Source organism: Pseudomonas sp. BS3782 TE3695 (assembly GCF_050435305.1).
In the GTDB taxonomy this organism is placed as follows: domain Bacteria; phylum Pseudomonadota; class Gammaproteobacteria; order Pseudomonadales; family Pseudomonadaceae; genus Aquipseudomonas.
In genome coordinates this window covers 3,300,619-3,324,177 of the sequence record NZ_JBNDKB010000001.1, presented here as the reverse complement: position 1 = coordinate 3,324,177, position 23,559 = coordinate 3,300,619, and the positions used below count along the sequence as shown (strand labels likewise).

Annotated in this window: 25 protein-coding genes; 15 read left to right on the top strand and 10 right to left on the bottom strand. The window is 59.0% G+C overall.

The genetic code is table 11. The features are described 5' to 3' along the window. Window positions 1–119: 119 nt before the first annotated feature. The 3 genes from ABH909_RS15150 to ABH909_RS15140 all read left to right on the top strand — a co-directional run bounded on the left by ABH909_RS15150 (window position 120) and on the right by ABH909_RS15140 (window position 2,636). Window positions 120–1,034, top strand: a complete 915-nt coding sequence (locus tag ABH909_RS15150) for a GGDEF domain-containing protein (protein WP_429434457.1) — start codon at window positions 120–122, stop codon at window positions 1,032–1,034. A 9-nt stretch (window positions 1,035–1,043) separates the two neighbouring features. Continuing rightward, window positions 1,044–2,084, top strand: a complete 1,041-nt coding sequence (locus ABH909_RS15145) for an AraC family transcriptional regulator ligand-binding domain-containing protein (RefSeq protein WP_429434454.1) — start codon at window positions 1,044–1,046, stop codon at window positions 2,082–2,084. 171 nt (window positions 2,085–2,255) lie between these two features. Next, the gene (locus ABH909_RS15140) at window positions 2,256–2,636 is read left to right on the top strand and encodes a RidA family protein (RefSeq protein ID WP_429434452.1); all 381 of its coding nucleotides are present in this window, start codon (window positions 2,256–2,258) and stop codon (window positions 2,634–2,636) included. A gap of 73 nt (window positions 2,637–2,709) precedes the next feature. Here ABH909_RS15140 and ABH909_RS15135 read toward each other — a convergent pair whose 3' ends face one another. Further along, window positions 2,710–3,723 carry a GlxA family transcriptional regulator gene (locus ABH909_RS15135; RefSeq protein ID WP_429434449.1) on the bottom strand — a complete coding sequence of 338 codons (1,014 nt, stop codon included), beginning with the start codon at window positions 3,721–3,723 and terminating at the stop codon, window positions 2,710–2,712. Between the two features lie 242 nt (window positions 3,724–3,965). Between ABH909_RS15135 and ABH909_RS15130 the strand changes: the two genes are divergently transcribed. From ABH909_RS15130 to ABH909_RS15090, 9 genes are all read left to right on the top strand, one after another. Next, complete coding sequence (locus ABH909_RS15130; RefSeq protein WP_429434447.1) at window positions 3,966–4,193, top strand: hypothetical protein; 228 nt, start codon at window positions 3,966–3,968, stop codon at window positions 4,191–4,193. Between the two features lie 237 nt (window positions 4,194–4,430). After that, window positions 4,431–5,282 carry a putative selenate ABC transporter substrate-binding protein gene (locus tag ABH909_RS15125; protein WP_429434444.1) on the top strand — a complete coding sequence of 284 codons (852 nt, stop codon included), beginning with the start codon at window positions 4,431–4,433 and terminating at the stop codon, window positions 5,280–5,282. Then, on the top strand, window positions 5,279–6,076 hold the full coding sequence (locus tag ABH909_RS15120; RefSeq protein WP_123499607.1) for a phosphonate ABC transporter ATP-binding protein: 798 nt from the start codon (window positions 5,279–5,281) through the stop codon (window positions 6,074–6,076). Before ABH909_RS15125 ends, ABH909_RS15120 begins: the two co-directional genes overlap by 4 nt. Then, window positions 6,070–6,897, top strand: coding sequence for a PhnE/PtxC family ABC transporter permease (locus ABH909_RS15115; RefSeq protein ID WP_429434442.1), 828 nt, complete (start codon window positions 6,070–6,072; stop codon window positions 6,895–6,897). Before ABH909_RS15120 ends, ABH909_RS15115 begins: the two co-directional genes overlap by 7 nt. Beyond that, a complete protein-coding gene (phnE, locus tag ABH909_RS15110) occupies window positions 6,894–7,661 on the top strand; it encodes a phosphonate ABC transporter, permease protein PhnE (RefSeq protein ID WP_429434439.1) in 768 nt (255 codons plus the stop codon). Before ABH909_RS15115 ends, phnE begins: the two co-directional genes overlap by 4 nt. 394 nt (window positions 7,662–8,055) lie before the next feature. Then, window positions 8,056–9,417: a hypothetical protein gene (locus tag ABH909_RS15105; RefSeq protein ID WP_429434437.1), complete on the top strand. Its 1,362-nt coding sequence runs from the start codon at window positions 8,056–8,058 to the stop codon at window positions 9,415–9,417. Further along, complete coding sequence (locus ABH909_RS15100) at window positions 9,410–9,601, top strand: hypothetical protein (protein ID WP_429434434.1); 192 nt, start codon at window positions 9,410–9,412, stop codon at window positions 9,599–9,601. The genes ABH909_RS15105 and ABH909_RS15100 overlap by 8 nt, the downstream gene beginning before the upstream one ends. Before the next feature lie 5 nt (window positions 9,602–9,606). Then, the gene (locus ABH909_RS15095; protein ID WP_429434431.1) at window positions 9,607–10,008 is read left to right on the top strand and encodes a hypothetical protein; all 402 of its coding nucleotides are present in this window, start codon (window positions 9,607–9,609) and stop codon (window positions 10,006–10,008) included. 213 nt (window positions 10,009–10,221) lie between these two features. Further along, window positions 10,222–10,503: a DUF3303 domain-containing protein gene (locus tag ABH909_RS15090; protein WP_123499616.1), complete on the top strand. Its 282-nt coding sequence runs from the start codon at window positions 10,222–10,224 to the stop codon at window positions 10,501–10,503. Window positions 10,504–10,647: 144 nt separating this feature from the next. Here ABH909_RS15090 and ligD read toward each other — a convergent pair whose 3' ends face one another. The 4 genes from ligD to ABH909_RS15070 are packed head-to-tail and all read right to left on the bottom strand — an operon-like array spanning window position 10,648 to window position 16,838. After that, entirely contained in the window at window positions 10,648–13,287 is a 2,640-nt protein-coding gene (gene ligD, locus ABH909_RS15085; protein WP_429434428.1) for a DNA ligase D, read from the bottom strand. Beyond that, window positions 13,284–14,450 (bottom strand): carboxylate-amine ligase, encoded by a 1,167-nt coding sequence (locus ABH909_RS15080; protein WP_429434425.1) that lies wholly within the window; start codon window positions 14,448–14,450, stop codon window positions 13,284–13,286. Before ABH909_RS15080 ends, ligD begins: the two co-directional genes overlap by 4 nt. Continuing rightward, window positions 14,422–15,423 carry a methyltransferase gene (locus tag ABH909_RS15075; protein WP_429434423.1) on the bottom strand — a complete coding sequence of 334 codons (1,002 nt, stop codon included), beginning with the start codon at window positions 15,421–15,423 and terminating at the stop codon, window positions 14,422–14,424. Before ABH909_RS15075 ends, ABH909_RS15080 begins: the two co-directional genes overlap by 29 nt. Window positions 15,424–15,452: 29 nt before the next feature. After that, window positions 15,453–16,838, bottom strand: a complete 1,386-nt coding sequence (locus ABH909_RS15070) for an iron-containing redox enzyme family protein (RefSeq protein ID WP_429434420.1) — start codon at window positions 16,836–16,838, stop codon at window positions 15,453–15,455. Between the two features lie 534 nt (window positions 16,839–17,372). Here ABH909_RS15070 and pcsA point away from each other — a divergent pair. The 3 genes from pcsA (at window position 17,373) to ABH909_RS15055 (ending at window position 19,733) form a co-directional block, all read left to right on the top strand. After that, complete coding sequence (gene pcsA, locus ABH909_RS15065) at window positions 17,373–18,095, top strand: phosphatidylcholine synthase (RefSeq protein WP_429434417.1); 723 nt, start codon at window positions 17,373–17,375, stop codon at window positions 18,093–18,095. Window positions 18,096–18,106: 11 nt separating this feature from the next. Then, entirely contained in the window at window positions 18,107–18,493 is a 387-nt protein-coding gene (locus tag ABH909_RS15060; RefSeq protein WP_429434414.1) for a DUF488 domain-containing protein, read from the top strand. A 313-nt stretch (window positions 18,494–18,806) separates the two neighbouring features. Continuing rightward, window positions 18,807–19,733, top strand: coding sequence for a universal stress protein (locus ABH909_RS15055; protein ID WP_429434411.1), 927 nt, complete (start codon window positions 18,807–18,809; stop codon window positions 19,731–19,733). Between the two features lie 116 nt (window positions 19,734–19,849). Here the strand turns inward: ABH909_RS15055 and ABH909_RS15050 are convergent, their stop codons facing one another. The 5 genes from ABH909_RS15050 to ABH909_RS15030 all read right to left on the bottom strand — a co-directional run bounded on the left by ABH909_RS15050 (window position 19,850) and on the right by ABH909_RS15030 (window position 23,066). Next, the gene (locus ABH909_RS15050) at window positions 19,850–20,662 is read right to left on the bottom strand and encodes a class I SAM-dependent methyltransferase (protein ID WP_429434408.1); all 813 of its coding nucleotides are present in this window, start codon (window positions 20,660–20,662) and stop codon (window positions 19,850–19,852) included. 36 nt (window positions 20,663–20,698) lie between these two features. After that, window positions 20,699–20,971 carry a DUF4242 domain-containing protein gene (locus ABH909_RS15045; RefSeq protein WP_429434405.1) on the bottom strand — a complete coding sequence of 91 codons (273 nt, stop codon included), beginning with the start codon at window positions 20,969–20,971 and terminating at the stop codon, window positions 20,699–20,701. Window positions 20,972–21,157: 186 nt separating this feature from the next. Then, window positions 21,158–22,369: a cytochrome c biogenesis protein DipZ gene (locus tag ABH909_RS15040; RefSeq protein ID WP_429434403.1), complete on the bottom strand. Its 1,212-nt coding sequence runs from the start codon at window positions 22,367–22,369 to the stop codon at window positions 21,158–21,160. A gap of 170 nt (window positions 22,370–22,539) precedes the next feature. Next, window positions 22,540–22,761 carry a hypothetical protein gene (locus tag ABH909_RS15035; protein WP_429434401.1) on the bottom strand — a complete coding sequence of 74 codons (222 nt, stop codon included), beginning with the start codon at window positions 22,759–22,761 and terminating at the stop codon, window positions 22,540–22,542. 41 nt (window positions 22,762–22,802) lie between these two features. Further along, a complete protein-coding gene (locus tag ABH909_RS15030) occupies window positions 22,803–23,066 on the bottom strand; it encodes a DUF2790 domain-containing protein (protein WP_429434398.1) in 264 nt (87 codons plus the stop codon). Between the last annotated feature and the right edge of the window lie 493 nt (window positions 23,067–23,559).

Genomic DNA, 23,559 nt, shown 5'->3' with positions numbered 1-23,559 from the left:
AAATCCCATAGGACCATGAGCTGATTCGACCTCCCTGCCCCATTCCCACCCCGTCACCCGACTGTCACAAACATCTGCTGTGCTGGCGCGCATTGCTTCTTCGCCAAAGGATCGCGGCCATGTTCTCAGTGCTCAAACCCCACCGTTGGAAACTCGCCCTGCTGCTGTTGGCCGCCAATCTGGGATTGCTCCTGCATCTGGCCTGCGGCGAGGTGAAACCGGTCAGCGAATGGGTCTGGCTGGACATCGTCGGTGAAGGCGGTTCGGCTCTGCTGGCACTGGTCTGGCTGGGGTTGGTACTCAAGAGCCGGCCGGCCGGGCGCGTCACCAATTACCTGGTGTTGGGCTTGAGCGGTATCTTCTTTTCCTGGTGGATCGACAGCCTCGACGAGTTCATCCGCCTGCCTGACAGCATCACCTGGGATCATTGGCTCGAGTCCGGGCCGATGCCGGTCGGCATGATTCTGCTGACCATCGGCATCTATCATTGGCACCGCGAACAACTGGCGATCAGCGCGCAGATGGAGAAACGCGAGCGGCTGTTCCGCGAGCACCGCTTGTTCGACAAACTCACGCCGTTGGGCGGTGCCGATTACCTCAAGCGGCTACTGGCCGGCAGCCTTGAGGAAAGCCACAGCCACCAACAACCGCTGTCGTTGTTGGCGCTGGACCTGGACAACTTCTCGGCCATCAATCAGGCCTTCGGGCATGCTGAAGGCGACGCCGTGTTGCAAGCGCTCAGTCATTTGCTGCTGCTCAACCTGCGGCGCCAGGACTTGCTCTGCCGACTGGCCGGCGACCGTTTCGTGGTGCTGTTGCCCAACACTGGCGAGAGCCAGGCACGCTTGCTGGCGCTGGAACTGCAACAAGCGGTGCAGGGCCTGGCGCACAAAACCCGACAGCATGGCGAACGCTTGCAACTATCGGCGAGCACGGCGGTGGTGATGGCGCTGAACGAGTCGCCGGACGCCCTGCTCAAGCGCCTTAACCTGGCGCTGGCGCGGGCCAAGCAGCCTCTGGCCAGAACCGCTTGAGGCCCGGCCATGACCCTGAAAACCACATGGTACGAAACCGACAGCCGCTTCATTCCCGGGCATTATCAGCCGGCAACCCTGATCGATCTGGCGCTGTCCCGGGACATCGACAGCCATCGTCTGCTGCGCGGCACCGGGCTGTTCCATGAAGACATTCTGGCCGGCCAGACGCGCCTCAGCCCCCAGCAGTTTTTCGCACTGATCGGCAACAGCCGACGTCTTCTGGATGCCGACGACAGCAGTTTTCTGTTCGGTCAGCGCCTGCTGCCCGGCCACTACGGCGCCGCCAGCCACGCCCTGCGTCATGCACAAAACCTGCACCAGGCACTCGATACCCTGGTGCAACAACAGGCGCTGCTCAGCCCGTTGATGACGCCGCGATTGGTGCTGGATGAAAAACACGCCTATCTCTATTGGCTGGACAGTTGCGGGGCCGGCGAGCAATGGCGTTTTCTGCTGGAAGCGAGCATGACCTCGCTGGTGGCCATGAGTCGTGCGCTGAGCGGCCAGCGTCTGCCGTGGGAATGCAGTTTCAGCCATGCCGAGCCCCGTTATGTCGAGCAGTATTGGGTGCATTTGGGCGAGCACACTCAGTTCAACCGGCCTCTGGACCTGATGCGCATCCCCCGGGAATTTCTCGCCCAACGATGGCCCGATGCGTCGGCCACTGCTGGTCAGGTCGCCCGCCAGGAAGCTCAGGGACAACTGCAACAGTTGGGCTGCACGTCGAGTTTTCTCGACGGCATGTACCGCTATTTACAGCGCCACGTGCGCCACACCCCAAGCCTGGAACAAGCCGCCCAGGCCTTCGCCATGAGCCCTGCCACCCTCAAGCGCAAACTGCAAAAACACGACACCGGTTTCCAGCAGCAGGTAGATTTGGTGCGCAAGCACGTGGCCCTGTACCTGTATCAGATCAAGGGCTTCAGCAACGAAGCAGTGGCCGAGTACCTGAGCTTTAACGATGCGGCAAATTTTCGTCGCTCGTTCAAGCGCTGGACCGGCAGTACGCCTAATTTGATCCGTCAGTTGTTTAATGCCGGCCTGTAGGCGTCGACTTGTCAAGAAAAGTGCGCGTAAGGCCGCGACTCAACAGGCCATGAAGCTGGCAGATGTTCTCATGCTATAAACTGACCGCCGTACGTTAAGTCGTAATGAGAAGGCTGCGTTCGCCCGTAGCAGCTGCCCCATACACAATCGCCCTCAAGCAAGAGAATCCTCATGGCAAATCGCGACATCACCTTTCTCCCCGACCCGGACCCGGATTCCATCTCCTCCGATGTCGCCGGTTTCGGCGGCCTGTTGGTCTCCACTCAAATCCCCACCCGCGTCGATGGCAGCCTGGAGCTGGGTGGCATCACCGAGCAGAGTGAATGCACGCTGCAAGCGCTCAAGGTAGCGTTGGAGCTAGCCGGCAGTTCGATGGACCGGGTGTTGCATCTGACCATCTACCTCACTGACATGGCCGACCGCGCCGCTTTCAACGAAGTCTACAAGCGCTTCTTCGCCAAGCCCTGGCCGGTTCGCGCCGCCGTTGGCGTGGCTTCTCTAGCCGTCGAAGGTATGCGCGTGGAAGTCACGGCGATGGCGGCCAAGGGCTGAATCCGCGGATTTGTCCGGTCCCGACGGCGGATTCTGCGCCGTCGGGCGATCTTCACCGGGACTCAAAAAACGGCTATTTGACCAGCCGTTTTTCCTTGGAAGGTCTGTAGCCGAAATACGAGCTATAGCACTTGCTGAAATGACTGGGCGACACAAAGCCACAGGCAACCAGCACGTCTACCTGGGACAGTTCGGTGTGCTGAAGGAGTCGACGCGCTTCGGTGATGCGCAGCTCCATGTAATATCGCTGCGGCGTTGTCCCGAGTTGCTCCTTGAACAAGCGTTCGAGTTGTCGCCGGGAACGGCCGGCGTAGACCGCCAGTTGCTCCAGCTCCAGAGGCTCTTCGAGGTTGGCGTCCATCAGCTTGACCACCTCTCGCAATGGCGCGCTCACACAGATATTTTCAGCAGGTTTGATGCGCCGATAGCGAGACTCCTCGAAAGCAAGAATGTCCTCGATACCCTCGACCAAGGCTTTATCGTGCAGTTCCTTGATCCAGTCCAACGCCATATGAAATGCCCCAGAGGGGCTGGACGCGGTGAGCCGGTCTCGATCGATGACATAGGGCTCACTGGTGACATGCGTCGCCTTGGAGATTTCCGCCAGTGCGGGACGATGTTCGGGGTGAATGGCGCAACGGTATCCATCGAGCAAGCCTGCACTGCCCAGGAACCATGCACCGTTCCACAACCCGGCCAGAATGACACCCTGATCTGCCGCCGCTCGCAACAGGCTGATGAACTCATCAGTCGCCTTCAGTTCTGTCCTGTAGCCGCCACAAATCACCAGCAGGTCCAGATCGTGAATGGCTGAAGAGTCGATACGTGCATCCGGCCGGATGACCAGGCCCAAGTCGCTGACGACCTCCCCCTCATTCAAGCCGAATGTTCGGGAAGAGAACAATCCGGGGCGTAGAAGATTCGCGGTGACAATCGTGTCCAGCGCTTGCGTGAACGCGGGCAGCGAGAAATGCTCGAGCAGCAAAAAGCCCGCCCGAGTCATTCGAGCAGGCTCGCCAGTGTTTTCATTCAGATAGCGGAGGTTTTTCCCTTTCATGCCCCCGCTGAATTGACGTCGTTCGATCAATTTCGACCCACTCGGTTACGTTAGCCAATCTGTCATTTGGTGCGCTTATAAGGCGTCATGCTACCTGCACAAGCTCAAAAACCCCTAGGGGTCGTTCTCAATTAGTGCGCAAAAGCGAACAAAAAAACCGACAGATGGCAATGGCTGAAAACGGCAAGCACTGACCGCGTCATAAAGGCTGAAAAACCCGAACTCCCTCTATACCGCTGAATCCAATTTATAGGCCAATGGAGGTAAGCGAAATGAACAATGATGACCGTGTTAATGACGACGAATCAGAAACGACCTCGAACGTTCCGCCTGCCGATACCTCTGGCAAACCCGACGATGTGGTTGAAACAGAGCTTGAGGACAGTGACAGTGACAGTGACGCTGAAGGTATAAATGAAACCCATGCCCGGGAGCTGGAGGCTGAAGAGCTCAGGCGAAAAATAGCGGAGATAGAACGCAAGGTGGCGGACGGCAATTAGCGGGGTGCCGCTGGAACGAGAAAAATCATGATGCATTACGTTGGTCGGGGGTGATCCCCCGAACGGTGTTGTGCGCTGCGAAAATTGACCGCTTTGCGTTTGGGATTCAACCCGTCGATGCAACAGATTGCAATTGAGCCAAAACCGGTCAATATCGCTCCCTTTCGTCTACCCTCACAAAGCGCCAGGCCTGCCTGGCGCCTCGACATTCTTTCGTTAATACACCGGAGATTTTCCATGCTCAAGCGTACCCTGGCTGTGGCCGTCAGCTTGATCCTGCCTTTTTGCACCCTGTTGGCGCAGGCCGCCGATACGCTGAAAGTCAGCGCGATTCCCGATGAAGCCCCTACCGAACTGCTGCGCAAGTTCAAGCCGCTTGGTGCCTATCTGGAACAACAGTTGGGTATGAAAGTCGAGTTCGTGCCCGTGAGCGACTACCCGGCCGTGGTCGAGGCGCTGGCCACTGACCGCATCGACCTGGCCTGGCTGGGCGGCTTCACGTTCGTGCAGGCACGCCTGAAAACCGGTAATGCCATTCCGCTGGTACAGCGCGAACAGGACGCTCAATTCACCAGCAAATTCATCACCGCCGACCCCGACGTCAAGTCTCTCGCCGATCTCAAGGGCAAGACTTTTGCCTTCGGCTCAGTGTCCTCCACGTCGGGCAGTCTCATGCCGCGCTACTTTATGCTCAAGGACGGCATCAAGCCTGAAACCTACTTCAGCCGAGTTGGTTATTCCGGTGCCCATGACGCCACTGTCGCCTGGGTCCAGGCCGGCAAGGTCGATGCCGGCGTACTGAACGCCAGCGTGTGGGAAAAACTGGTCGCCGCCGGCAAGGTCGACACCACCAAGGTCAAAGTGTTTGCGACCACTCCGGCCTACTTCGACTACAACTGGACGGTGCGCGGGACCCTCGATCCGGCGCTGGCGGCCAAGATTAAGGCTGCCTTCCTGGCCCTCGATCCGGCGAAGCCTGTGGACAAGGAGATTCTGGATCTGCAGGCCGCCAGCCGATTTATCGAAACCAAGCCCGAGAACTACAAGGGCATCGAGGAAGCCGCCCTCGCCGCCGAATTGCTCAAATGACATTACGTCTTACCCAGGTAAGCCTTACCCACGCCAATGGTGTCCAGGCACTGCGCGGCGTGGACCTGCACATCGGCGCCAGCGAACAGGTCGCCATCATCGGCCCGTCTGGCGCGGGCAAGTCGAGCCTGCTCAATCTGCTGGCCACCGCCCTGCGACCGGGCAACGGTGAGCTGCAGGTGCTCGGTGAGCGAGCCTGGCAGCTGTCTGCCCGCCAGCGTCAGCGCCTGCGCGCGCGCATCGGCCTGATCCATCAGTCGCCTCCCCTGCCACCGCGCCAGCGTGTGATCACCGCGGTTCTGGCCGGTAAGCTGGGGCAGTGGGGTCTAGGCAAGAGCCTGTTGAACCTGCTGCACCCACTGGATATTCCGGGTGCACGGGCGGCATTGGCCCGGCTGGACCTGAGTGACAAGTTGTTCGCGCAATGCCAGCAATTGTCCGGTGGACAGCTGCAACGTGTGGGCATTGCCCGCGTGTTGTACCAGGCGCCCGAGGTGTTGCTGGCCGATGAGCCGGTTTCGGCCATGGACCCCGTGTTGGCCCATCACACGCTTTCGGTGCTCTGCAGCCATGCCCGGCAGCACAACGTCACCCTGGTCGCCAGCCTGCATGCGGTGGAGCTGGCCCTGGCGCATTTTTCGCGCATCATCGGCTTGCGTGATGGACAGATCCTGTTCGACCTTCAGGCCAGCGAAGTCGACCGCGAGTTGCTCGACAAGCTCTACGCCAACGAACAACTGCTATCCCCACCAATTGCTCCGGCGCCCTTGAGTGTGCAGATTCCCCGATGCTGACCCGTGATACCCGAGATCCGGCCACCCGGCCCCGCCTGCTGTTCATCTTGCTGGCCCTCGTCTTGCTGTGGCCGGGCATCCATTTCAGCGAGTTGGACCTCAGCGTGCTGGTGGCGAGTGACAGTCAGAGCGAGATGGGCCGGTTTGTCTCAGCCTTCTGGCCACCGGCCCATGGCGAAGAGTTCATTGAGCTGTTGTTGCAAGCCACCCTGCAGACCCTGGCCATCGCCACGGCGGGCATGGCCCTGGCGTTGCTGTTGGCAGTCCCGGCCAGCCTGTTGGCCAGCCGCGCTCTGTCACTGTCCGCGGCCTCCCGCGCCGGCCACCCGAGTTATTGGGGCCAACTGCTGCGTTGGCCGATACGCAGTTTGCTGATTTTCCTGCGCAGCGTGCCGGAAATCGTCTGGGCCCTGCTGTTCGTGCGCGCCGTCGGCCTCGGCCCGACGGCCGGGGTGCTGGCCATTGCGATTACCTACAGCGGCATGTTGGGCAAGGTCTATGCGGAAATTTTCGAGTCGGTCGACCAGCGCCCGGCCCACGCGCTACTGCAATCGGGCAGCGGTCGGCTCGCTGCCTTCTGCTACGGGATCCTGCCCAATGTTGCGGCGGAATTGCTGTCGTACACGGTTTACCGCTGGGAATGCGCCATCCGCGCCTCGGTGGTGATGGGCTTTGTCGGTGCCGGCGGTCTGGGCCAGCAAATAGATCTGTCGTTGCGCATGTTCGCCGGCGGTGAAGTGGCCAGTTTGTTACTGACGTTTCTCGTGCTGGTGCTGCTCGCCGATCAACTCAGCCGTCTGCTGCGCTGGAGGCTGGCATGAATCGCCTGATCAATCTGGCACTGCTGCTCTGCATCGGCGCAGCGGTGATCGCCTCGTTCATCTACCTGGGCATCGACCTCGGCGAGCTGGGCGGCACCGGCAACCTGAAGCAGATGGGCGCCTATGCGCAGCGCTTTCTCAGCCCGGACCTGAGCCCCGGTCATCTGCAAGCCATCGGCCACGGCGCGTTGGAAACCATTGCCATGTCGGCCCTGGGCACCCTGCTCGCGGCGGTATTCGGTCTGTTGTTGGCTTTGCCTGCGGCCGGGCGCTTTGGCTGGCCATTGCAGAGCGCATCGCGCCTGGTGCTCAACGCCTTGCGCGCGGTTCCGGAACTGGTGTGGGCCGCGCTGATGGTCCTTGCCGCCGGCCTCGGCCCCAATGCCGGCACCCTGGCGCTAGCCCTGCACACCACTGGCGTGCTCGGTCGACTGTTTGCCGAAGCGCTGGAAAACACCCCGCCGGAACCGGCCGAAGCCATCCGCTTGCAGGGCGGCAACGCCGTATGGGCTTTCTGTTACGGCACCCTGCCCAACCTGTTGCCACAGCTACTGGCCTACGTTCTGTACCGCTGGGAAAACAATATCCGCATGGCCAGCGTACTCGGCTTCGTCGGCGCCGGTGGTTTGGGGCAAATGCTCTATGTCAGCCTCAGCCTGTTCCAGGAAGCGCAAGCCAGCACGGTGATTCTGGCCATGCTGTTGCTGGTATTCGCCGTCGATACATTGAGCAGCTGGAGCCGTCAACGCTGGGTCAGGGCTTGACTGCTTCAGATGCATCTGCAAGGCGCCCGGCACTCGTTCACTGGGTCTTCGAAGCTATGCAAACCCGAGGAACGACAGGATAACCACGACGATCACAACGACCCCGACGATGTAGATGATGTTGTTCATGAAGGCAACCTCTCAACCTGGGCCAAACGCGGCCTCCCGAAACCAAGGGGTGCACTCAGTTTCCCCGACCACCTATTGATCGCGGTCTGCCATCGGCTAGTGGTGCTGAGGTGTTGGGCGTGAAATATAGGCCTATGATTTATAGGGACTTTTAAAAAAAGTCGGAATCGGTAGCGCAGAGTTATCTAGAGACTTCTATTATTTCGTTATCGCCGAATTCGGTCTAATCACTGTTATACGTTAGCGACAAAGCCAGGAGAGTAACATGTCGATAAAAAAAAGAACGGCCTTACTCCTGCTGGCTTTTAGCTTTTTCGGAGTTACAAGTTGTGCCAACATAAGAAACTATTCAGAAACCTCAAGCGCAAGAGACAAGAGCATTGTTTCTGATATTGACTATTATGACTATGCATACAATGTAGATGTTATTGTGCTTCCTGCAGAAATACAAAACAAAGAAAATGTAAATATTGACAATAGCTTTTCAGGTGAACTACAGATTTCAAACTGGGGGAATGCTATCAAGAATGCGACCCAGAAAGAAATTCATAACAGTGATCGCTTTATCGAATTTGGACATCACAGTGGACGCATTGAAATAAGCACAGAAGTATCTTCAGTATCTGTAAGCAACACCTGGAGTGGAGTCCGAACGAAGTGCAACGTTGTTTACACATATAAAGATTTAGTGGCAGGAAAAACACTCTCTAAGCATGATAGCGCCATTGAAGTAATGACACTCTCCCCCACCCTACCAAAACCAAGCAACAATGTTATTTACAGCTTTGATCAACTTACATACGCCATTGCTCGCGAGGCGATTATTGGCCTCATTCGGTTGCCGCCCATTGCTGATATTCAACTAACACAGAAGCAAGTGAAATTTTACAACTCGAACATAAAAAGAAAATCCAACCAAATTATTAGCTACGTACCAATTGACAATCTTATTCAAAAGAACAAAAAGGAACTGAACTCTGCTTTTTCAACGACCAAGAAAGTTAAAAAAAGTAGAAATACATTGGCGAATAAAAACAAATCAAAAGTTAGAGTAGAGACCGTCTCTGCTCCCGCTGCCCCCACCCTGAAATCTAACACAGCTAGTGATACACCCACCGCAAACACCGCTAAATCGAGTGAAAACTCTGCCAATCAGAACTCAAGCCAGGTTGCGGCAGAAACTAAAAAGGACGACAGAAGTTCAGGAGGCATTGCTGGCTCATCGGAGCGCTTGAAGGATGGCACAGTTAAAAACGACGAGCCCAGTTATGACGGCAGTGGATATATAGCCACGCCGGGGCACTATCAACCTCAAAACGAGGTATCGGCGGAGCAAGAAAAAGCAATGGATGCATGGATCAAGGAGGAAAACGCAAAGTTACAGGGAGCGACTCGCGATGCCGCTTCACTTTCCGGGCACACAACCATACCACGACTCTATCAACCTCAAATCAAGGTATCGGAAGAGCAAGAAAGAGCAATGGACGAATGGTTGAAAGAGGAAAAAGCAAGGTTACAGGGAGCGACTGGCAATGCCGCCTCACGTACCGGGCACACAACCATACCGCGACTCTATCAACCTCAAAACAAGGTAGAGGCAGAGCAAGAAAAAGCAATGGATGAATGAACGAAAGGGCAATGAAGCAAACTCCGCAGCCAACGCCAGCGTCGGTATCCAGACGAACGATCTTCGTCACAAACCCACCTTCAATGCTTGGCATCCTGCAGCTGAGCGGCAGAGGAATGTAGACATCGCGCTCAACGGCACAACAACCCCATGGGCAAACCCGATCATAGCGCTCTATGATTGAACCCCATGACGACCTCTCTTCCAATCCGCCAACCCTGCCCGCCCGGAGCCTGCATCTGCGAGCGTGAGCCGTTGCTGGAAACCCCCGGCGCGGATCTGCGCATCCTGAGCCTGACCCGATCGGAGGAAAAGCGCTTGGTCGAGCGCCTGGAGAATCTCCAGAGCCTCGGCGATCTGGAGCGTCTGCAACGCCGGATGTACGAGCAATTGGGTCTGCGCGTCGAGATCGCCCCGGGCTTCAATGAAGTGCGTACCATGCGCGGCATCAACATCACCCTCGGCGAATTGCCGGGCCTGTGCCGCAAAACCCGTCAGTCGATTCCGGCGGCGATTCGTCGAGGGCTGGAGAAGCGCCCGGAGATTGCCTACGAGCTGCTCAATGCCAACGACTTGTTACGTGATGCCTGATGGTTCTCGCTGTTATCTCGATATGTTCGTTTCAAATGTCCTGAAAGAGGATCAGCGGTCGTACGTGAAATGCGGGCCGCTGCTATGCCTTTTGATGGGAGATAGGGTATCAGGCCAGCCAGGATGGAACTGGAAACACAAGCGTGGCCGTGGCCCCGGCGCCAGCCATGTGCGCGAAGATAAAAGGTGCCAATCCGTAGCAGGAGGTGGCAGATGTTATTCATGGTCCGTTGGTCCATCAGTCCGCAACAGCGTAATAGCGCAATCGAACGTTTTCTCAAGACCGGTGGCGCGCCACCCGCAGGCGTAAAGATGCTGGGGCGCTGGCATGCCGTCGGTGGCTCGAGTGGTTTTGGCATTGCAGAAGCCAGTGATCCGGTGTCGATTCAGAAGTGGGTGCTGGAATGGAGCGACCTCATGAGCATGGAAGTCCACGCCGCACTGACCGATGAACAGGTGGCGCCGCTGTTGGCTGCCGCTGTCGGCAAGCAATAGTCATCGAGGTGGCGAGCCTGTGGTGAGGGGGCTTGCCCCCGTTGGGCTGCGAAGCGGCCCCAAAATCTCTGATGTGCCAAAGATCTTGTGAGCGCTACGCACTCAAACGGGGGAAAGCCCCCTCGCCACCTTCCCTCTGAGTCACTATTTTTTCATCCCCACCCGCCGCCGCATATCGGCAGTTATCGTTTGTCGGGTTTTTTTCAGGTCGGCCCAGGGCTCATCACCAATGTTGGCCAGACGCTCATGAACGTTATGTACGTTCCATTGATTGCCACCCTTGAGTTCGGCCACCTCCTCGCGAAAGATCGGCACCGACACCGGCAGCCCTTCGCGGGTGCGCACGGCGTAGGCGCAGATAGTGGTGGCGCCCAGACCGTTGCGCAGGTAGTCGATGAAGATACGCCCGACGCGGTTTTTCGGTCCGGACACCGCAGAAAAGCGGTCCGGCAGTAATTTGGCCATGTGGCTGACGATCGCGTGGCTGAAGTCCTTGACTTCGTCCCAGCCGTGTTTGCGGGTCAGCGGTACGATCAGGTGAATCCCCTTGCCGCCGCTGGTTTTGAGAAACGCCTTGAGCCCCAGTTCATCCAGCACCGTGAGGGTTAGCTGGGTCGCTTCGATCATGCTTTTCCAGGGCAACGCCGGATCCGGGTCGAGATCGAGGACGAAGCGATCGGGTTTATCCAGATCGACTGACGTGGCATTCCACGTGTGCAGTTCCACCGTGCTCATCTGCACCGCGCCGATCAGCGCTTTGGCGTTGTTGATGATCATCACCGGTTGGCCCGTCAGTTCCTTGTCCAGGGTAACAATCCCCGGAATGGCCAGGCGTTCGGCGTTTTTCTGAAAGAACAGTTCGCCGGCGATGCCGTCCGGCGCGCGTACCAGCGCCACCGGCCGGTCCTTGAGCTGCGGCAAAATCCACTCAGCGATGTTGGCGTAGTACTCCGCCAGTTGCATCTTGGTGGTGCCGCTGCTGGCGTCGATCACCCGTTCCGGGTGCGTGATGCGAATTTTGCCGCTGGCCAGGCCAATCTGCGACGGCGCGACAGTCGACGGGGCAGTTTTCGGGTCGGCGGCGTCAGGTTTCTCGGCGGCGGATTTGTTCTTCGCTGCGGATTTTGCTGCGCCGGTTTTCGAGCTTGTTGTGTTCGAGGCTGAGGTGTTCACGGTTTTCGGCAACTCCTCGGTGATTTCTTTGGCAGGCTTGTCATCACGCAAACCATGGAACACGGCATGGCGCACCGAGCCGTCCTTGGTCATTTCAGCGAAAGCCACTTCCGCCAGCAGAGTAGGTTTGAGCCAATGCACGCCTTTGGCTTCGAAACCGCTGGGCGGATTGACTACCGCTGGTTTTTTCGTCTGCAAGGGCTTCAGTTGTTCGTAAATGCGCTTGAGGGTCGCCTCGTTGAACCCGGTGCCAACCTTGCCGGCATAGCGCAATTCACCGCTGTCGCGGTCGTGCAACCCCAGCAACAACGCACCAAAAGCACTGCGCGCGCCTTTGGGGTCGGTGAAGCCGACCACGATGAATTCCTGCCGGTGCTTGCACTTGAGTTTGATCCAGTCACTGGTGCGCCGGGACACGTAAGGCGACCCCAGGCGCTTGCCGATCAGCCCTTCCATCTTCATTTCGCAGGCGCTGTTGAGCAAGGCATCCGGGGATTCGCCGAACGCCTCGGAAAATCGCAACAGCGGGTTTTCATTGGGCTTGAGCACGGTCGCCAGCGCCGCCCTGCGTTCCTCGACAGGCACTTCGCGCAGGTCCACGCCGTTGAGGTAGGGCAAATCGAACAGGTAGTAAACGATGCTGCCACTTCGGCCGGAATCGAACGCATTTTGCAGCGCCTGGAAATCCGGAACGCCATGCTCGTTGGCCACCACCATTTCGCCGTCGAGCCAGGCCGATTCCAGGCTCAGCGCCGCCAATGCCTGGGCTTGCCCGGGCAATTTGTGGGTCCAGTCGTGACCGTTGCGGGTGAAGAGTTTGACTTCGTCGTGGTCGATGCGCGCCATGACCCGGTAGCCGTCGAATTTGATCTCATAGCTCCATTCGCCGCCTGGCGCGGATTCGACCAGTGTCGCCAGTTCGGGTTTGAGCAGCTCCGGCAGCTTGGCTTTGCGCGCGCCTGTCAGTTGTGCCGACTTTTCCTTACGCGTCTTGGCCGGGACTTTTTTGATCGGTTTGGGTTTTTCAGTACCGTGCTTTTTTTCCAGTATGGTGCGGTCGCTGAGCACGCTGTCTGGCTCGGCGGCGACCACGTCGTATTCGCTGTCGGGTCTGGCGGCGCTGTCCTGATGTTTGATCAGAAACCATTGCTCCTGCTTTCCGGGCATGTGCGTACGCACCAGGTTCCACAGGCCGCCAAGCTTTTCCCCCTGCAGCTCGAATTTCAGCCGGCCCTTGGCGTACGCCTTGGCCGGATCGTCCAGGGGAATCCACACTCCACGATCCCAGACGATCACATCGCCAGCACCATAATGCCCTTCGGGAATGGTGCCCTCGAACGTGGCGTATTCCAGCGGATGGTCTTCGACATGGATGGCCAGGCGCTTGACCTTGGGGTCCAGTGACGGCCCTTTGGGCACGGCCCAACTTTTCAGCGCGCCGTCGAGTTCCAGGCGAAAGTCATAGTGCAGGTGCGAGGCATCATGCTTTTGAATGCAGAATTGCAACGCATGATCCTTCGCTGTTTTTTTGCCCGAGCGTTTGACGGCGGCCGGTTCCGAGGTCGCCGAGAAATCGCGCATGCGGTTGTAATCGTCCAGGTTCTTGTTCATGACTCACCTACCGCTCGTTGCGGAGCCGGGCTGGCGCATGGTTGTTCGCCGGTTTCCATCAGCAATTGATCGACAGCTCGCACCAACGCCTCTGGCATCGAGCGTCCGTCGCACAAGGCCTGTTCCACCGCGTGCCGCTGCCGATCCGCGCTGGTCCCCTCAATCAGCATGCGCCGAGCCTGTTTGAAGACGTCTTGCACACCCAGTTGCTGCGCGGTCTCGGCAAATCTCACTTGCGCCAACGCCAGCCATTGCTCGACCGAGATCGTCGGTTCGTGGTCCTTGTGGATGAAGGTGCCATGAATGCCGTAACGCTTGGCGCGCCAGCGATTTTCCTTGAGGATCCAGTAAGCCGTCCGGTTGAAGTTCGCCCCGGGCAACGGCTGCGCGACGGCGTCAGCGACCATCAGGCGAAACAGCGAAGCGATGCACAGCGCATCGTCCAACCGTGGGCAAGCGTCGGTGATGCGCAGCTCCAGCGTGGGAAACCGCGCGGCCGGGCGCACGCTCCACCAACAGTCACTGGGCTGGCGGATCGAGCCGGTGCGGGTCATCAGCGCGACATAGTCATCGAACGCATCCTGATCCTCGAAGAACTCCGGAATGCCCATGCGCGGCCACTCGTCGCAGGCCACTTGGCGATAGCTCATGAAACCGCTGTCCACTCCCTCCCAAAACGGGGACGAGGTGCTAAGCGCCAATAACAGCGGCACCCACGGCAAGATTTCGTTCATGACCCGGATACGGTCCAGATGACCGGGCACTTCGACGTGCACGTGCAGCCCGGATAACAGGCTGCGCCGGGCCACGCGCTGGTAATCATCGAACAGCTGATGGAAATGCACCTGGTCCGTCGGTTGCTGAATTCGCCAATCTGCCAAAGGGTGACTGCCGGCGCTGAGCAGGCCCAGGCCGAACGGCTCCAGAGCACGTCGCAGAGCACTGCGGGTGGTGGCCAGGTAATCGGCGGCCTCCGGCACACAGCTGAAAACCGGTGAGGCGACTTCAATTTGCCCCTGGAACATTTCATAGGCGAACGACTGGCCCAGCGCCGCCCTGCACGCCTCGATCGCCTGGGCCGAGGGCTGCCCCGGCATGCGCCGGGAAGCGAGGTCGGTGAGGAAGTACTCTTCTTCAATGCCGAAATTCAGGCGCCTGCTCATCAACGATTTCCCCAATGCCTGGGCCGAGACGCGTCACGGTCAGCGCGACGACGGCAATCCGTTCCACCCGTTGATAACCGGGTGTCGACAACTCTTCACCGAACACATCGGGATCGAGTTCGCGATAGGTCCAGCCGAACCCCGGAGCCTCCAGGCGCGGAGCGAGGGCCTCCAGCAATGGGTCGCGGCCATCGACCATCGCCGCGCCGGTGTACAGCAGCAACGAGCCGCCGGGCGCCAGCCGACCGAGTGCCTGCTCGACAACCCGCAATGACAACTCCGCGCCCAACGCGCCGCCGCCATGCCGATAGGCACGCTCGGCCGGGTCGGCCATGTAGGGTGGGTTGGCGACGATCAGGTCAAAGTATCCGTCGACATCCTGCAACAGATCGCTGGCCTCGACCCTGACGTTAGCCACTTCGGCAAGCGCGGCATTGATGGCCGTCATGCGCAGTGCCTCGGGGTTGATGTCCAGCGCCAACACCTCGGCTTCGCGGCGGGCGCGGGCAATCAGAATGGCACCGACACCGGCACCGCAACCCACGTCCACGGCGCGCCTGATCGGGGCGAAATTCTGCTGCAAATGGGCGTGAATCAGTTGGGCGAACCGATAAGTGTCGGGCCCGAAGAACACCGAATCGGTGGCCTCCGTCGGAAAGGCCGAATGCACGAACAGCAAGTCGTCGAGGCTGGACCAGCGCACCCGGCTTTTCAGCCGCCCGTTGCACGCCTCCAGCACCTGCGCCTGTTGCAACTGGCGTTGTTCATCCGCCGACAATAGCCCTGGCTCGAACGGTCGCGACCAGCCAAAAACATCGCGCAGGGTCTCGGCCCTTCGGCCTTCGGCGCGGCTATTGACGCGCTGATGGGTCAGCGGCGTCGGCGTGATGAAACGATAACCGTCAGCCTGCAGGCGCCGTCCCAGTTGCACCAGCGCCAGGTCGGCGACAGACAGCTGTTCTTCCTGACTCATAAACCGCTCCCGTTAATAAAAAAAGCGTTCTAGAGAAGGCTGGATTTGAGTTCGACAAACCGGCGCGTTGCCAACAGACCCGCAGGATGTGCATGCCGATGGGGCGAAAGCCACGGCATCAACACCGGCATCTGCTCGTGCCCGCTCAGACCGTTCAGCGCGGTGTGCAGGCGCTGGATATCCGGATCGCTGTCAGGCACCGGCATTTCTGCCGTCACACTGCTGCCACGTCGTACGGCAACCGCCGGATGTTCAGGGCTCCAGTCGCCGGCAATCCAGTCATGCAGCAACTGTTTTTCGTAAGGGCTGAATACGCCGAACATCGCCGCGCCGGCGCCGTCGATCAATTGCCAGAAACGACTGGCCTGCGGGTCCTGGTGGCGCTTGATCCAGCCTTTGTTTTCCATGGCCGCCAGCAATCCTGGCAACTGCTCCGATGAAGACAGCCATTGATTGACGGTCTTGCCTTCAAAGCGGCTGTAGTCGGAATGCATGTGCTGGCCGAACGGGCGTTTGCGTTCCAGCATGCTCAGGACTTCACTGACGAGATCGAACGACTCGATGATCGCCCGGCTGCCCTGCCCCAGGTCGTTGAGCCGATAACCCAGCGCCACCCGACGCAAAAACTCATCGCGATCGCCCTCCACCGGGAGCAATTGCAACACCGATTGCACCGCCTTGTGAGCATGGCCGATGCTGGCGTTGTCGATGGTCACGTGGAGCGTGAAATAAAGCGGATCGATGCCCAGCTCGCTGAGTTCATAAGCGCTGATCAACAAGTGCAGCGGCAGCTGCTCATAGCCGAGGTTGTAGCCGATCACTTCCGGTAAATACTCATCGGCGCAATAGCCGAGCGCCAGTTGCATCGCGCCTTGCAGGTAGCGTTCATCGGCAATCGGAGCAGTGTCTGGCAAGCCATGTTCGGCGAGCAGTTTGCGGTAGATCACCACATGATTCTGCGCCGGATTGCCCTCGCCCAACTCCTCCAGATAGGTGCACAACAGGCCGTCAAAGCGCGGGTCCTGCCAGTGCGGCAACAGCCCATAAAGCCAGGCACCATCCACCAGTTTGGTCGGGGCCACTGCCTGCAGGAAAAACAACGCATGGGCTTTATTGCTGAAGAACTGTCGCGCCCCACCCGCCTTGCGCTGCTGAAGGTAATCGGCGTATTGCCGGGCCACATCGACGCTGCGCTGCTCGACCCAGTTTTGCAGGGCCGAGAGGTCCCGTGGCAGCTCATCAGGCAGCTGCGCCGCTTGCTGCAATTGTGCTTGCAGGAAGCCCCGGGCGAGCGCGTGTTTTTTTGCGTCATCGTCGCTTCGCAGCAACTGTTCATAGAACGACTTCACGCCGCCATTAGCAGTCATCACGTGTTCATGGGCAGGCCGGGACTCAAGTCGTGTCAGGGCAGTCATGGAATAGTCTTCTCACTCTGCGGCCAGTAGCAGGACGCTGGATCAGCACGTCTCTATCAGCAGAGCGGCGGTGCCTGAAAAAAATTCCATTGGCGTTGAAATTGGCCTGACAGACGGGCCAGCGCCGTGGCACTGGCTCGCGGCGCAGTTCAGCGCAGGGGGACTCACGCCTCTGGTTACCACTGGTCGCATCCCGGGATGCACAATTTGTGTAGGAGCTGCCGCAGGCTGCGATCTTTTGATCCTGGCCATGTTCAAAACCGCTGAAGATCAAAAGATCGCAGGCTTCGCCAGCTCCTACAGGTGGATGCCGCGCCGCCCTAGGCCTTCCCACGACAGAGACTGACCCTGCCACAACGCATTGATTCTTGCCCCGGATATTACCGGGGTATTTTTTTGCCCGGCGGCTAAGATTCATAGGTGGTGAACCTTATCCCTGCAAATCCGGTCGATACCTGCAACCCGACCCGGTTTGCCGACGCCCTCCACACGAGGGTGATCATTGGCTTGCTTCACTTTATGGAGAACGCCCCCGTGATATCCACCGTACACATTGCCAGGCTCAAAGCATGGGGCGCCCATGGTTTTACCGCCACTGGCGTGGTCACGGCGTTCCTCGCGACCCTCGCCTTGTTGGAGAACCAGCCGACCCATTGCCTGCTGTGGCTGGGCGTGGCGCTGATTGTCGACGGTCTGGACGGCGCACTGGCACGCAAGGTCAATGTGCAGTCGGTGCTGCCAAGTTTCGACGGTTCGATCCTCGATCTGGTGATCGACTACCTGACCTATGTGTTTATCCCGGCGCTGTTCATCTACCGCTATATCCCGTTGCCGGACTACACCCTGCTGCTGACCGTGTCGCTGATTCTGGTGTCGTCACTGTTTTGTTTCTGCAACGTCAACATGAAGAGCAAAGACAACTACTTCCAGGGCTTCCCCGCCGCGTGGAACGTGGTTGCGCTATGCCTGTACATCATCGATCCATCGCCATGGATCACCCTGCTCACCGTCATCGGCCTGGCGCTATTGACCGTGACCCGAATGAAGTTCCTGCACCCGTTCCGTGTGCGCCGGTTCATGCCGATCAACATTGCCGTGACGGCCATCTGGCTGCTGTGCAGCTTGTCGCTGGTGGTCAATCACCCGGTCATCAATCCGCTGGTGATGGGCTTGTGGCTGTTGATGTCGGCGTACTTCCTGGGGATCTGCTTCTGGCGTACGGCGCTGGAGTGGTTCGACAGCTCGCGGCTCAAATAGGCACAGCGATCATGCCCATCCACATCGTGCAACTCGGCTCACCCCGCACCGCGAATGAAGGCCTGCGCCTGGGCACGGTACGCCGCCCGCCCCGTGGCGTGCCAAAGGCCGAATTTGCCAGCCGGGATTTTTACGACGTGTGGCAACCGCTGCTGTCCCCCAGCCCCGAGTTGGTGGCCGAAGCCAAAGCGGCCGAAGATGCCAAGGCCTGGGGCGCCTTCAAGCGCAAATTCAAGGCCGAGATGAACCATTCCGCGCCCAGTCAACTGCTCGACCTGCTGGCCGCCCTCTCCCATCAAACGTCGCTGGCGGTCGGGTGTTATTGCGAAGACGAAGCCCACTGCCACCGTTCCGTGTTACGGGAGTTGCTGGAGGCACGGGGCGCGAAGGTTGTCTAGATAAAGAAAACACCACAAATCCCTGTGGGAGCGGGCTTGCTCGCGAAGGCGGAATGTCAGGCGACATCTCTATCGACTGAAGGGCCATCTTCGCGAGCAAGCCCGCTCCCACATTAGAACTTCGGCGTGCCCCCCATCGCCTGCACACCGCGGATCTCTGTTCCGCTGACGCGCTTGCGGACGAGATTTTGATCATGGTCAATACTGAGAAGATTGAATGGCTATCGAATGACCATACGTCGGGCGCATTGGCGCTCTCCCATGTCAGCCCAGGGGGACCGTCGTCTGCTCGTTTATCCATGGGAGGTTTGTCATGTCTGGTCAAGCTCGTTTCATGCTGGTCGCCTCGCCCTTGATGGAACATAGCCCCGCCTTCGACCGGGCCGCAGCGCTGGCCAAAGCCGAGGATGCGGCCCTGCATATCGTGGCCTTCGACTATCTGGAGGGCCTGGCGACCGCCAGCCTGGTCAACGAAAAGGCTCTGGAGCAGATGCGTCTGGGTTATGTCGAGCGTCACCGTCAGTGGCTTGAGGAACAGGCTCGTCCCTTGCGCAAGATCGGTGTGCACGTCACCACGGAGGTGACGTGGGTCGAGAATCCGCTGGAGGAAATCCTGACGCACCTCAAGGAGCAGCCGATGGACGTGCTGATCAAGGCGCTGGAACATCAATCGCGGCTGTCGCGGCTGGTGTTTACCCCACTCGACGTGCATTTGCTGCGCGAATGCCCGGTGCCGCTGCACTTCGTCAGCCATGCCAAGCATGCGTTGCCGCGCAAGATCGTTGCAGCGGTGGACCCCTTCCATCGTGATGATCACTACAAAAGCTTCAATGACCGGATTCTGCACGAGGCGTCAAAACTGGCGAGTGCCTGCAATGCCGAGCTCGACGTGGTCTACGCCTATGACCTTTCGTCGATCAGCTCGGACGAGTTCAGCTTCGAAAACGGTTCGGCGTTTTTCGCTTCGGACAAGGCCAAGACGCTGTTCGATTTTCAGGAGGATGCCTTCAACGAATTGGCCGCGCGCAATGGCATCGCCCCGGAGCAACGGCACATGCTCATGGGCAGCCCGACCAAGGTGCTGACTCGCTACGCCGAGACCTATGACGTCGATGTGATTGTCATGGGCCGGGTCGGCCATCGTGGCATCGGCCGGTTGATCGGCAGCACCGTGGAGCATCTGCTGTACAAAATGCCGTGCAGTGTGTGGGTGGTGTACACCGAGCGGCTGGATGAGTAATTGCGCCGCACGCGGTCCCCTGTAGGAGCTGCCGAAGGCAGCGATCTTTTGATTTTGGTCTTGAAGATCAAAAGATCGCAGCCTTCGGCAGCTCCTACATGGACCGTGTCAGAGACTCAACGCCGTGTAATCACCACCTCCAGGTATTCACCGGGCACCACCAGCGACCGCTTCCCCGCCCGGTTCAGGCGATTGAGCAGTTCGGTCAGGTCGTTTTCCAGGGCGGTACCCCCTTCGGGTGGCAGGGTCGCAAAGGCCTTGTGAACCGGGCCATACCAGGTACGGAAGGTATCGATCCAGTGCGCGGCCGAGCGATAGCGGAAGTTGAATAACCGCCGCGTCACCTGGAGCTGGAAGTCGCGCTGATCGAAGTGTGAGTGCAACCAGGCTTCGGTGCCCCAATTCGAAGGGGGTTGCGCGCCTGGTGGTGGCGGCAGGTGGCGGCCCAGGGTCTTGAACACCTGGCCGATGAAGCCTTCAGGCGTCCAGTTGGCAAGCCCGATCCGTCCGCCACGACGGCACACCCGCGCCAGTTCCGCTGCGGCCTTGGGCTGATCCGGCGTAAACATCACACCAAAGGTCGAAAGCACAGCATCGAAACTGGCGTCCTCGAACGGCAAGTCCTCGGCATCGGCCACCTGAAAGGTCACGTCCAGATGTTCTGCCCGTGCGCGGTCTTCGCCGCGTTCAAGCAACTTGGCCACGTAATCGGTGGATGTGACCTTGCAGCCCCGGCGCGCGGCGGCGAGCGTTGCGTTGCCGTTGCCGGCGGCGACATCCAGCACTTGCTCATCACAGAGCAAGTCGCAGGCTTCAGCCAGTTGTTCGCCGACGATTTGTAAGGTGGTGCCGATCACGGCGTAGTCGCCGCTGGCCCACGAGGCCATTTGCCGGTTTTTCAGGGCAGTGAGGTCAATGGGTGTGCTCATGAAATCTGCTCCGTTGCGGGTTGGAACGCGTCCGGCTCACTCCGCCGTGGTGGGATCGATGACGTTCATGACCCGGGAAACGCTGTTGATGGGAAATTCACCCTTTTTGGCATGTTCCCTGATCAATCCCTCATTCGGCGCGATGTACACGCAGTAGATCTTGTCGCCAGTGATGTAACTCTCCAGCCACTGCACCTCGGGTCCCATCTCGCGCAACACATCGCAGGACTTTTGCGAGATCGCCTTGAGTTCCTGTTGCGGCAGTGCGCCGGCGCCTGGAAGCTCGCGTTCAATAATGAATTTAGGCATGACAACTTCCTTTTCTTGAGGGTGATGACAGGGTCGGCAATGATCCCGTCGTCCACAAACTATCGCTCCGGGATACGCCGGCGTCCTGCCGATCGTCTGGAGAACTCACGAAACAGGGCTTTCTCCGATGCGTGGTCGCCTTGTGTAACGCCGCCTTGACAGATTGGCTTGCGTTGCCGAAACGGGTTAAGCGGCAGGCGATTTGGCCTCTTCCAGCAATTGCCGGATCATCTGCTCCTGAGTCTCGTACCGTCCCTCGCCAAAATGGGTGTAACGCACCTGCCCCTTGGCATCGATCAGGTAGTGAGCGGGCCAGTACTGGTTATTGAAGGCGCGCCAGATCGCGTAGTTGTTGTCGATCGCCACCGGGTAGGTGATACCGAGCTTTTTCACTTGATCGCGGACGTTGTCGATGATGCGTTCATAACCGTATTCCGGGGTATGCACGCCGATCACCACCAAGCCATCTTTCTCATATTTTTTCGCCCAGTCCTTCACGTAGGGCAAGGTACGCTGGCAGTTGATGCAGTCATAGGTCCAGAAGTCCACCAGCACCACTTTGCCGCGCAGGGAGTCGTTGCTCAGCGCTGGTGAGTTAAGCCATTGGACCGCGCCAGAGAGTGACGGCATCGCGCCCTTGGCCGCGTCCAGGGTCGGGTCGGCCTTGACCTTGCTGACGAAGTAATCGATGACTTTCGGTACGTTTTCCAGCAGGCGCTGTTCAACCGTGGTGATGCCTTCGGACGAGGTGCTGGCGAGCAACTTGTTGTCAGCGCCAGTAGAGATGACCGCGGCTGCAACCAACACCGCAGCCCCCGTACCGCGCCGCAGCCAACCGGTAAGCGGAATCGACGGTTTCAAGCGATTGACCAGGCCGCGACCGGCGAAGATCAAAGTGCCCAGGGACAACGCGCTGCCCAGGCCGTACGCCACCAGCAGCAGACTGGTGTGAGCGTTGGCGCCTTGCAGCATGGCGCCGGTGAGGATCACTCCGAGAATCGGCCCGGCACACGGCGCCCAGAGCAGCCCGGTAGCGACGCCGATCATTACTGAGCCTGACGGGCCAGACATTTTGCGAGTGTCGGGATCAAGGCGATTGCCCAGCAGCACGAACGGGCGCGCCAGCCAGCCACCCATGCGGGCAGAGATCAGCGACAGGGCAAACAGCACCATCACGATCAGCGCCACATGACGGCCGGTGTTGCTCGCTTGCACCACCCAATCGCTGCTGACCACCGCCAGGCTGGAGATCAGGGCGAAGGTCAGGGCCATGCCGCCGAGGGTGAGCAGGATTGAAGAACGGGTGCGTTTCGCCCCGGCAAACAGAAACGGCACGACCGGCAGAATGCAGGGGCTGAGGACGGTCAAGACACCGCCCAGGAATGCGATGAGGAACATGGGGATCACCTTGAGAATGTGAAGGGCGATACACCGCAATTCCAATGCGGGAGCGGGCTTGCCCGCGAAGACGTAGTGTCAGTCGACATCAATGTTGAATGTACTGGCCTCTTCGCGAGCAAGCCCGCTCCCACACCGGAACGGTGGAAATTGACAGAACTGTGCAGACTTCAGGATTCCAGCTGCTGGCCCTGTGGCGTCCGGCTGTAGCCGTTCTCTACCACCAGTTGCCCTTGCGGTGTGCGGCTGGAACCATCCTCAGTCAGCAGTGGAGTCAGTTGGAAGCAGATATTGCTGCCACAGCTGTTCTGTTCAACAGCAGCGTTGGCATGGGCGGCGGCGCCTGCTACGGAGAAAACGATGGCGGTGAAAAAGCGGGTGATGTTGCTCATGATGTTCTTCCTGTTTCAAAGGGGATGGGTAATCGAAAGACTCAGTTGCCTTCGTTGCAGCCGTCAGCGAATTTGCTGTAATCCAGGACCCGGGTTTGGCCTTGGGAATCCAGGTAGGTCATCCGGGCATTCACAATCCCGCAAGCAGGGGCGGCGTCCTGTTTCATCGACAGCACTTTCTGGATGTCCAGGTGCATGCCGTAGGTGTAGGTTTGAGGGGTGACGTCGGCTTCGGCGCGGGCCGACAAAGTACAGATGTTCAAGGCGGCAAACAGGCAGGCGGCGGACACGGCTTTGGCGTTCATGGTGGGTTCCTCTGGGCTTCAATAGGTCCATCGTTGATTGGGCCGAGGCGGTTGGGTGTGCCTCGATGGAACCTATTTGAAACCCGTGAGGTATCTCGTCTGTGTCGGGAACCGGCGCGGGTAAATCGCTGTGTATCCGCGCCTGCTTGCGATACACAGCGATACAAAACCCCTGAAATCGCAATGCCGTTTACTTAAGAGAGTGTTGAGGTCAGTGAGAAACCTGTGGCGAGGGAGCTTGCTCCCGCTTGAGTGCGTAGCACTCACAAAAATCGGCAAGGGTTGTCAGATTTTTTGGGGCCGCTGCGCAGCCCGACGCGAGCAAGCTCGCTCGCCACAAAGGTTGGCGTGACTGTGAACAACATCATCCTGAAACCGGCTGTTTTTTGCGTCCCTGTGTATCTGCTGGTACGCCAGATACACTGCAATACAATCGACGGCAGGCGAGCGGGCCGAGGCTCGATAGACTGCGCGACAACTCCCATTCAAGAGG